10 protein-coding genes and 1 pseudogene are annotated in these 9,806 nt (G+C 60.2%); 9 read left to right on the top strand and 2 right to left on the bottom strand.

Translation table 11 applies throughout. The annotated features are described in order from the left end of the window. Positions 1–169: 169 nt before the first annotated feature. Both HF921_RS09080 and tilS read left to right on the top strand, forming a co-directional pair. A complete protein-coding gene (locus HF921_RS09080) occupies positions 170–1,120 on the top strand; it encodes an acetyl-CoA carboxylase carboxyltransferase subunit alpha (protein ID WP_064219480.1) in 951 nt (316 codons plus the stop codon). Further along, positions 1,098–2,489 carry a tRNA lysidine(34) synthetase TilS gene (gene tilS / locus HF921_RS09075; protein ID WP_215893705.1) on the top strand — a complete coding sequence of 464 codons (1,392 nt, stop codon included), beginning with the start codon at positions 1,098–1,100 and terminating at the stop codon, positions 2,487–2,489. Before HF921_RS09080 ends, tilS begins: the two co-directional genes overlap by 23 nt. Here the strand turns inward: tilS and HF921_RS09070 are convergent. Both HF921_RS09070 and dksA read right to left on the bottom strand, forming a co-directional pair. Continuing rightward, positions 2,453–3,784 (bottom strand): dihydroorotase, encoded by a 1,332-nt coding sequence (locus HF921_RS09070; RefSeq protein ID WP_215893704.1) that lies wholly within the window; start codon positions 3,782–3,784, stop codon positions 2,453–2,455. The genes tilS and HF921_RS09070 overlap by 37 nt on opposite strands. Before the next feature lie 4 nt (positions 3,785–3,788). Further along, complete coding sequence (gene dksA, locus HF921_RS09065) at positions 3,789–4,253, bottom strand: RNA polymerase-binding protein DksA (protein WP_064219483.1); 465 nt, start codon at positions 4,251–4,253, stop codon at positions 3,789–3,791. 171 nt (positions 4,254–4,424) lie between these two features. Here dksA and HF921_RS09060 point away from each other — a divergent pair, with 171 nt between their 5' ends. The 7 genes and pseudogenes from HF921_RS09060 to HF921_RS09030 form a co-directional block, all read left to right on the top strand. After that, entirely contained in the window at positions 4,425–5,189 is a 765-nt protein-coding gene (locus HF921_RS09060) for an HAD family hydrolase (RefSeq protein WP_215893703.1), read from the top strand. Between the two features lie 41 nt (positions 5,190–5,230). Further along, positions 5,231–5,872, top strand: coding sequence for a class I SAM-dependent methyltransferase (locus tag HF921_RS09055; RefSeq protein ID WP_064218847.1), 642 nt, complete (start codon positions 5,231–5,233; stop codon positions 5,870–5,872). Between the two features lie 95 nt (positions 5,873–5,967). After that, complete coding sequence (locus tag HF921_RS09050) at positions 5,968–6,945, top strand: cation diffusion facilitator family transporter (RefSeq protein ID WP_215893702.1); 978 nt, start codon at positions 5,968–5,970, stop codon at positions 6,943–6,945. Between the two features lie 182 nt (positions 6,946–7,127). Continuing rightward, a complete protein-coding gene (locus HF921_RS09045) occupies positions 7,128–7,868 on the top strand; it encodes an MBL fold metallo-hydrolase (protein WP_215860778.1) in 741 nt (246 codons plus the stop codon). Beyond that, complete coding sequence (locus tag HF921_RS09040; RefSeq protein ID WP_215893701.1) at positions 7,865–8,221, top strand: ArsR/SmtB family transcription factor; 357 nt, start codon at positions 7,865–7,867, stop codon at positions 8,219–8,221. The genes HF921_RS09045 and HF921_RS09040 overlap by 4 nt, the downstream gene beginning before the upstream one ends. After that, positions 8,218–9,489, top strand: a complete 1,272-nt coding sequence (locus HF921_RS09035) for an MFS transporter (RefSeq protein WP_215893700.1) — start codon at positions 8,218–8,220, stop codon at positions 9,487–9,489. Before HF921_RS09040 ends, HF921_RS09035 begins: the two co-directional genes overlap by 4 nt. Before the next feature lie 112 nt (positions 9,490–9,601). Further along, positions 9,602–9,806 (top strand): annotated as a pseudogene (locus tag HF921_RS09030) (DDE-type integrase/transposase/recombinase); the annotation flags it as partial.

Below are 9,806 nucleotides of genomic sequence, written 5' to 3'. Positions count from 1 at the left end.
CCCGCCGCTATCGCCGCCTTGATGGCGCTCGCACCCACCGCGCGCTGGCGTTGGGACTATCGATCGACGACATCCCTCGTCAATAATGTCGTCCCACTGGAGCGTGCCCGATATGGGGCACGCCGCCCGGCCTGAGCGTTGGCCCTGTTCGGAATGATAAGGAGTGAACATGAAAATCAGTTATCTGGACTTTGAACAGTCGGTAGCGGAGCTGGATGCCAAGGTGGAAGAACTTCGCGCCCTGAATCAGCCGGGTATTGCCGATGACATCAGCCGTCTGGAGGTCAAAGCGCGCAAAGAATTGCAGCATATTTACAGCAAGCTTGGTGCCTGGCAGACGGTACAGGTGGCCCGGCATCCACAGCGGCCTTACACCCTGGATTATGTGCAGGCACTGTTCACGGAAGTACAGATACTGGCAGGGGACCGTGCCTTTGCCGATGATCAGGCGATTGTTGGCGGCCTGGCCCGCTTCAGTGGGCAGCCTATCGTCTGGATAGGACATCAGAAGGGTCGCGATACCAAGGAAAAGATTCAGCGCAACTTCGGGATGCCGCGACCGGAAGGTTATCGTAAGGCGTTGCGTCTGCTCCGCCTTGCCGAGCGTTTTGTCTTGCCGGTATTTACTTTCATTGATACGCCGGGTGCCTATCCGGGTATTGGCGCCGAGGAGCGCGGCCAGAGTGAGGCCATCGCCCGCAATCTCGCGGTAATGTCCGACCTGGCAGTGCCTATTATCTGCACAGTGATTGGCGAAGGCGGCTCCGGTGGGGCGCTGGCGATCGGCGTGGGTGATCGGATGCTGATGCTGGAGTACGGGGTATACTCCGTCATTTCGCCGGAGGGCTGTGCCTCGATCCTCTGGAAGAACGCCGCCATGGCAGCGGAAGCAGCGGAAACCCTGGGTATCACCGCACGTCGTTTGCAGGGAATGGGTCTGGTCGACGAAGTGCTGGCGGAGCCCCTCGGTGGCGCGCATCGTGATCCGGAAGCGGTCTTTGCACTGACCCGCGAGCGCTTCGCCCATCACCTGCAGGAGCTGCAGGCGATGGATACCAGCAAGTTGCTGACCACCCGCTACGAACGCCTGATGCACTATGGAGTCATCGGCGCCGCCTGAGCTGGAGCGACGTCTCCAGACGCGTCTGGAGGGGAGTTTGCACCCCTCGGAAGGGCGTATATTGTACGTGGCTTACAGTGGCGGTGGTGATTCTACGGCCCTGCTCGTGGCGCTGGTTTCTTTAGGATACACCGTTCACGCCTTGCATGTGGATCACGGCTGGCATCCGGACAGCGCTCAGTGGGCACAGTCCTGCCAGCGGCAGGCGGCGGCGCTGGGGGTTCCCTTCACCCTGCTGCACCTACCCCCGGACGCCCCGGGCGAAGGGCCGGAGGATCAAGCCCGGCGTGCCCGCTATGCCCTCATGGCGGCGCAGTTGGGTCAGGGTGACTGGCTATTCACCGCACAGCATCTGGAGGATCAGGCCGAGACTCTGCTTTTGCAGCTGTTGCGCGGTGCTGGTGTAGCCGGGCTGGCGGGTATGCCCTGGCAGCGCCCACTGGGTACCGGGCTGCTGATCCGTCCACTACTGGATGTACCCCAACAGGTGCTGCGGGATTATCTGGAACAGTGGCACTTACCTTTTCTGAATGATCCGGCTAACGCCGATATGCGTTATGACCGGGTACGAGTGCGCAATATCCTGCTCCCGCAACTGGGTGATCTGGGCTGGCCGCATGCGGCGCCAAATATCGCCCGTGCTGCGGATAATCTCGCCGATATGCGGGAAATCGCAGCGGATTGGTTTGGTTCTCGTTGGCAGCAGTATCGGGCAGATTACCCTGAACTCTCTGTGGAGCGACTCTCCCTGGAGTATTTGCAGTCCCTTTCTGCTGCCGCACAGCGGGTTTTTCTGCGCGGATGGTTTCAGCAGAGGCAGATTCCCGTGCCGAGCCGGGAGCGTCTGGAGGCTCTGCGGGACGCGGTAATGCAGAGACGCGGGGGCGCGAGGATTCAGTGGGAAGGGGGGCAAGCCTGGTTGCAGGGCGGACTGCTGCGCGCTTGGCCGCAACCGCGCACGATGGCGGAAAAGGAATGGGAAGAAGGTCCCTGGTGTGTCGCTCAGGGAGATCCGCTGCCGATTTCTGGCTGGCAGTGTGCTCTCCGGGATACCGCACCGGACGGTTTTCATCACGCGCTGGCTGAGCGTTTTGCGGAGACGAGCTTGTACTGGCGCCGCCGCCGCCAGGGGGAGCTCACCCTAACCGGGCAGGGCCAACATCGTCCGCTGAAGAAATTGCTGCTGGAGGCGGGGGTCCCACCGGATCGACGTGCGGATGTGCCCTTACTCTGGGACGAAGCGGGGCATTTGCTGCTCATTCTGGGTTACTACACCGCACCCTGGGCGAGTGCCCCCGGGGGAACGGCCCTCTGCCTCTGGAATGCCGGTGCTCAGTCCATCGCCGGCAGGGGTGTCGGCTCGACATAGTGCAGCGGCTGCCCGTGCGCGTTGGGGAGAATCTCGCCTTTATCGAAAACCACCCGGCCGCCGACAATGGTAGTGATAGGCCAACCCGTCAGGAGCCAGCCATTGAAGGGACTCCAGCCCACCTTGGTGAACATCTCCTCGTTGCGAACGGGCTTTACTTGGGTCATGTCGACCAAGGTCAGATCCGCATCCCAACCGATGGCAATGCGCCCTTTGTTCACCACGCCATAGAGGCGCGCCGGATTGTAGCACATCCAGCGCTGCAACTCGGCCAGACTACAATGGCCGTCGCGCATGGCGGTAAGCATCAGGGGCAGGCTGGTTTCCACGCCGGGCATGCCGGAGGGTGCGTGCGGGTATCCCAAGGCCTTGTCTGCTAGCAGGTGCGGGGCGTGATCCGTAGCAATGCAATCGATGACACCGCTGCGCAAACCCTCCCAGAGGGTCTGACGATCGTGCTCACTGCGGATGGGAGGGTTCATCTGCGCCAGAGGACCCATTTTAGCATAGGCATCGGTGGTCAGGAAAAGATGGTTTGGAATTGCCTCACAACTGATATAATTTGTCTTTTGCTGCCGTAAAAACTCGACCTCGATGGCCGTGGAGAGATGCAGAACATGCAGGCGGCGCTGATATTTTTTCGCGAGTCGAACGGCGCGCTGGGTGGCAATCAGCGCCGATTGTTCATCGCGGATACGAGAATGATCGGCGGGATCACTGCTGCCGGTAAACTGGGTGCGCCGTTCACGAATGCGGGCCTCGTCTTCGGCGTGGACCGCTATCAGTTTACGGCCATGCGCGAAAATGCGATCCAGGTCCGCCTCCTTGTCCACCAGTAAATTACCGGTACTGGCACCCATAAAAATCTTGATGCCGCAGGCCGCATCGGCGGCCAGCAGATTATCGAGATTGTCCGGGGTGGCTCCGATAAAAAATCCATAGTTGACCACGGATTTTCCCGCGCCCCTGGCCAGTTTGTCGGCCACGGCAGCGGGGCTGGTGGTGGACGGATTGGTATTGGGCATTTCCAGAAAACTGGTAACACCGCCTTTGGCCGCGGCTCGCGAGCCGCTGGAAATGTCTTCCTTCTGTTCATTGCCGGGTTCGCGGAAATGCACCTGCGGGTCCATAACGCCGGGCATCAGCATATGACCTTCGGCGTCAATCACTGTATCGGCGGCGCGGTCCATATCCCGATCGATGGCGACAATGCGACCATCTTCGGCAAAAAGGTCACCATGATAGAGTTCACCGGAGGGTAGGGCGATGCGCGCGTTACGGACCAGCAGGCGCATGGTATCATTCCTGCGCCATCTGTTTCTCGCGTTTTTCTTCCAGCGTTTTGCAATCGATACAGAGGGTGGCGGTAGGACGAGCTTCGAGACGGCGCAGGCCGATCTCCACGCCACAACTTTCGCAGTAGCCATACTCTCCGGTCTTGATACGGTCGAGAGCCTGGGTAATCTTACGGATCAGCTTGCGCTCCCGGTCACGGGCGCGCAGTTCCAGGCCCATGTCCGTCTCCAGACTGGCCCGATCATTGGGGTCGGAATAGTTGACGTTTTCCATCTGCATGTGTTGTACGGTGCGGTCGACTTCCGCCATCAGTTCGCTGCGCCAATCTTCCAGAATTTGGCGGAAGTGGGCAATCTGCGTGGGGTTCATATACTCTTCGCTGGGAGCGGGCTCGTAGGGGGTGAAGGCGGTGAATTGCTGGGCTGCGCCGGGCATTTTTTTCGCGGGCTGGGGCATGCTTTCGTCCATGGGGGCTTCCTGTCCTGGGTAATAACGCGCTTACGTTTAACAGAGAATAGCTGTTTTGGCAATCTAATGCGTGCTGGTTACAATGCTCCACCAGACCGTTGAGATGCTGGCGGTTCTGTCGGATGGTTATGACACTATATTTTACCGTAAATTCAGGAGGCACTTAGATTCATGTCGTTGCGCGCGTTGATTTTTGATGTGGACGGTACCCTTGCCGATACCGAGCGGGATGCCCACCGGGTCGCTTTCAATCAGGCTTTTGCCGAAGCTGGCCTTCCTTTTAGCTGGGATGTACCGACCTATGGCTACTATCTGAGGGTTACCGGCGGCAAAGAACGCCTCAGGGCTTTCCTGAATGAACATCCGGAGTTGCCGCAACTGAGCGATGCTGACATTGCTTCTATCCATCGCCAAAAGACCGGGTATTATGTGGAGATGATGAATGCAGGACTATTGCCGCTACGCCCCGGTGTGGAGCGTTTGCTGAATGCGGCACGGGATCACGGTTTGTTGCTGGCCATTGCCACGACCACCACGCCGGCCAATGTCGAGTCCCTGTTGAAGAGCACCTTAGGCGCGGAGGCGCCGCAGCGCTTTCATACGATCGGCGCCGGGGATATTGTCTCCCACAAAAAGCCGGCAGCGGACATTTATACCTATGTGCTGGGTCAATTAGGTTTGCCTGCCGCAGACTGCCTCGCGATTGAAGACTCGGCGAATGGACTACAGTCCGCCCGTGGAGCGGGGCTTGCTACCATCATTACCCAGACGGAATATACCGAAGGACAAGACTTTAGCGCAGCGCTACGGGTTCTCGATCATTTGGGAGAAACGGCATCCCCCGCGCACGTATTGCAGGGCCAGACCGCTGGGGAACAGGTGGTCGTGGATATTCCCACCCTGCAAGAATGGTGGGCGGATCTCCGTCAAGGGTGAACGATTTACCGGTCCACCTCGACTGCAATGCCAGCACCCCGATAGACGCCGCCACCTATGACGCCTGGTATGACACCCCTCGGGGGCGTTGGATCGGCACGACGGAGTTCCGCCTGCTCTCGGGGCTCCTCCAGGCGCGGCCGGGAGATACACTCCTGGATGTGGGCTGTGGTACCGGGTGGTTTACCCGCCGCTTTGCCGAGAAAGACCTCCGCGTCACCGGTCTTGATCCCAACCCGGACGGGCTTGCCTTCGCCCACGCCAAGGGTCCCCCCGCGATCCGCTGGGTAGCCGGAGACGCCCGCTCCCTGCCTTTTTCGGACCGCAGTTTCGATCGTGTGGTCTCGGTTGCGGCCCTGTGTTTTGTGAATGGTGAGCGGCAGGCCGTGGCCGAGATCGTGCGGGTGGCGCGCCAGCGTTTCGCCATCGGCTGGCTCAACCGGAGCAGCCTGCTCTATGCACAGAAAGGGCAGGGCGGTGGAAGTGGTGCCTACCATGGGGCGCGCTGGCATCGTCCCGGTGAGTTGCTCGATTTCTTCTCCGGTTTGCCGGTATCCCGGCTGGTGATGCATTCCGCCATATTTCTTCCTGCCGGGAACCGGGTGGCACGGACGATGGAACGGCTGCTGCCCCACACGCTGCCCTGGGGCGGCATGGTAGTCATTTCGGGGGAGACGGAATAAACCGCCATGACATACACGGCATCCCCCTTGGGCGGCGGCCACCAAAAGATTTTTAATGGGCAGACATTCGGATTTTTTCGGGGAAGGATTGATGCATGACACATGACCAACATGACGTTGATGATCATGTCGACCATACCACTGGTCACCAACAGACCCACAGCCACGCGCATGGGCATAATCATGCCCATGGCCCGGCGGACTACGGCCGTGCCTTCGCCATCGGGGTGGCGCTCAATCTGAGCTTCGTGCTGGTTGAGGCCGTGTTCGGGGTGATTGGACATTCCTTGGCCCTGTTGGCGGATGCCGGCCATAACCTCAGTGACGTGCTGGCCATGCTGATGGCCTGGGGCGCCACTGCCCTGGCCCGCCGCCCACCTTCAGTCCGTTTCACCTACGGGCTGCGCAGTTCGTCTATTCTGGCGGCGTTGGCCAACGCCGTATTCCTGTTGGTGGTGACTGGCGGGATTGCCTGGGAAGCGATTCAGCGCCTGCTGCAGCCAGCTCCGGTAGACGGCGGTATCGTGATCGGTGTGGCGGCTTTCGGGGTGCTGATCAATACCGGGACGGCGCTGCTGTTCATGGCAGGGCGCAAGGGCGATATGAATGTCCGGGCAGCCTTTTTGCACATGGCGAGCGACGCTGTCGTCTCGCTGGGTGTGGTCATCGCCGGAATCGTGATGCTCTTTACGCACTGGTTTTGGCTGGATTCCACGGTGAGTTTGCTCATCAGCGCGGTGATCGTGATCGCCACCTGGGGGTTATTGAGGGATTCCACCCAGTTGGCCCTCCATGGTGTGCCAGAAGGGATCGAGACAGAGGTGGTGCGCGCCTACCTTGCCACCCTGCCGAATGTGACGGCGGTGCATGACCTGCACATCTGGGCCATGAGCACCACGGAAACGGCGCTGACCGCGCATCTGGTCATGCCGAACGGCTATCCGGGGGACGCACTTCTGAATCAGATTGGCGATGAATTGCAGCTACGCTTTCGTATCGACCATCCCACCTTGCAGGTGGAGACCGGCGATCCGGCCCATCCATGCGCACTGGCGCCGGATCATCGGGTTTGAGATCCCCCGCCGGGAAGTGCTAACGACTGAGGATTCTTCGGGGGGACGCATGCACTGATACGCTCCTCCCGTGCGTGACCACTATGGATCACAGTATCTTGGGGCACATTGACAAATAGTGGAGGTGCGATTAGTTTATTAGTTGCGTAGTATGTTAACTAATGAATATTGGGGAGTGATCCATGTTTTTCAAACAACACAGCAATGCTGATGGCACCCTGTCCTATTTCTACGGATGTGGCAGCAAGGGTTCGGCGGTGGCGGTGGATGTCGTGGCTGGCGATGAACAGTGGTTTCTGGATGCAGCGCAAAAGGCCGCCGTGCGGATCGACTTTGTCATCGACACCCACGTCCATGCCGACCATCTTTCTGGCGGCAAAAAGCTGGCAGAGTTGGCCGATGGCCTCTACTGCCTGCACGAAAGCGACGTGGGCAAGGTTCATTTTCCAATCCGCGGGCTCAAGGACGGCGAGGTGCTGGCAAGCGGTAATGTGGTAACGAAAGTCCTCCATACTCCCGGCCATACCGCCGACAGCATCTGCCTGTTGGTCAGTGATCTGCGGCGCAGCGCCGACCCCTGGTTCGTGCTGACGGGGGACACCCTGTTCGTCGGTGGCGTTGGTCGGCCCGATTTGGGGGGGGCGCCGGAGGACATGGCGGGCCGGATCTTCGACAGCATCCACAACAAACTCCTCATCTTGCCCGACGATCTGGAGATATTCCCTGGTCATGCAGCGGGCAGTGTCTGTGGTGCGGGCCTGTCCGGCAAGCCGTCTTCCACCATCGGCTTCGAGAAGCGCTGGGACCCCTATCTGTCCATGACTGATCGAGACACCTTCATCCGCGAACTCACCGCCAACATTCCGGAACGGCCGGCGGAGATGGCGCGCATCGTGTCGGCCAATCTGGGGGCGGCGCTATGAATACGGAAACAGTGCGCTTCGCCCTCTTCGCCGAGGTCTTTGCGGCGCTGGCCCATCCCAAGCGCCTGGAGATGATCCACTATCTGGGTGAACGGCAGCATACCGCGGGGGAACTGACGGAGTTGACCGGCCTGTCCAAGGCCAATGTCTCGCAACATCTCAACGTACTCAAGGCGCGCGGTCTGGTGCACTGCGACAAGTGCGGCACTTTCTGTCATTACCGCCTCACCAGCCCCGATGTGCTGGAGACCTGTGAGATCGTGCGGAAGCTGATCCTTGACCAGATGGATATCACCACCGCCTGCCGCCAGCAATTGGCGGAAGTTGTACCGCTGCGCAAAGCGCCGTCATGAAGTCGGTGCATGTACCGGCTATGACCTATCAGCGCGGAATCGCCCGCAACCGTGGCCAATTTCTGCTGCAGACCGTGCAAGTGTTCTTTGTCGGCCTGGTCATCGGCATGGAGCGCACGGTGCTGCCCTCTCTGGCCCACGATTTCGGGGTGACCAAGGGGGCGTTTCTCTTTCTCGCGAGCTTCGTGATTTCCTTTGGTCTGGTCAAAGGGGCGCTCAATCTGGTGGCGGGCTCCCTTTCCGATCGTATCGGGCGCAAGCGTGTCCTGTTGTTCGGCTGGATCGCCGGCATCCCCATCCCCTTGCTGATCTTCTTCGCCCCCAACTGGTGGTGGATCATCGCCGCCAACGTCTTTCTCGGCATCAACCAGGCCTTCACCTGGACCATGACGGTGACCAGCCAGATCGACCTGGCGGGCAGCCGACAGCGGGGCCTGGCGGTAGGGATCAATGAGGCGGCGGGTTATGTGGGCATGGGACTGGCGGGTCTTGCCACCGGTTATCTGGCGGTGCTCTATGGTCCGCGCTGGGCCTTGTTGCTCTTCGGACTGGGCGCGATCCTGGTCGCCCTGATCCTGCTGATGCGGGTGCGCGATACCATCGCCTGGGTCCATGCCGAGCATGCCGCCCATCCCGTATCCGCGTCTCCAGCCACCACGAACTGGATGCACGGCTTTATCGACGTCTCTTTCCGGAACCCACGCTACCGCGCCTTTTGTCAGGCAGGGGTGGCCAACAAGGTGGCCGACACCCTCGTCTGGGTGCTTTTTCCGATCTATTTCTTGCAGCACGCCATGGGGGTGGTGGCCATCGGCTGGATCACCGGTGTCTACGGGGCCGTCTGGGGGCTCTCGCAACTCTGGACCGGCCATCTGGCCGATCGTATCGGGCGCAAGATCCCCATCGTCAGCGGCTTTTTTCTGTTGTCTGTGGGCCTGGCGACCACTGCCCTGGTGCAAGGCTTTGCTTTGTGGGTTTTGGCGGCGCTCATCATGGGTCTGGGCATGGCGCTCCTGTACCCGAATCTGGTCGCCGCCATGTCCGACACGGCCCCACCGCTGGAGCGCGGACGCATCCTCGGTATCTATCGGTACTGGCGTGATACGGGTTATGCCATCGGCGGATTGCTGCTGGGGCTGGTAGCGCAATGGAGTAACGAAATTCTCCCCGCCATCTGGGCTACGGCCGGTATTGTCGCCCTTTCGGGGCTATGGATCGCGCTGGTGGTGCGGGAAACCCGTCCCCGCTCTCTGGATCAGCGCCGCTGATGCGGTGATGGCTTTTTGCAGCGGCAATACGCATGATTTTTGCCGCCCGCTGGTTCAGCGGTCATCGACGATACGCCGTTTTGCAGAACTGCCCGCATGGCCCGCCAATGCGGTATTACCTTGGCAGGGTTGGCTCTATGTCGCTTTTGTGATCGATGTTTTTGCGCGTCGGATTGTGGGATGGCAGGTCAGCTCTACCATGCATACGGACTTCGTGCTGGATGCCTTGGAACAAGCGCTACACGCCCGACAACCGCAGCGGGACCAATCCCTGATTCACCACAGCGACCGTGGTTCGCAATATGTCAGCATCCGCT

The organism is Acidithiobacillus ferriphilus (genome assembly GCF_018854775.1).
In the GTDB taxonomy this organism is placed as follows: domain Bacteria; phylum Pseudomonadota; class Gammaproteobacteria; order Acidithiobacillales; family Acidithiobacillaceae; genus Acidithiobacillus; species Acidithiobacillus ferriphilus.
Note: the sequence above shows the minus strand (reverse complement) of the source record. Positions and strands in the feature narration are given on the sequence as shown.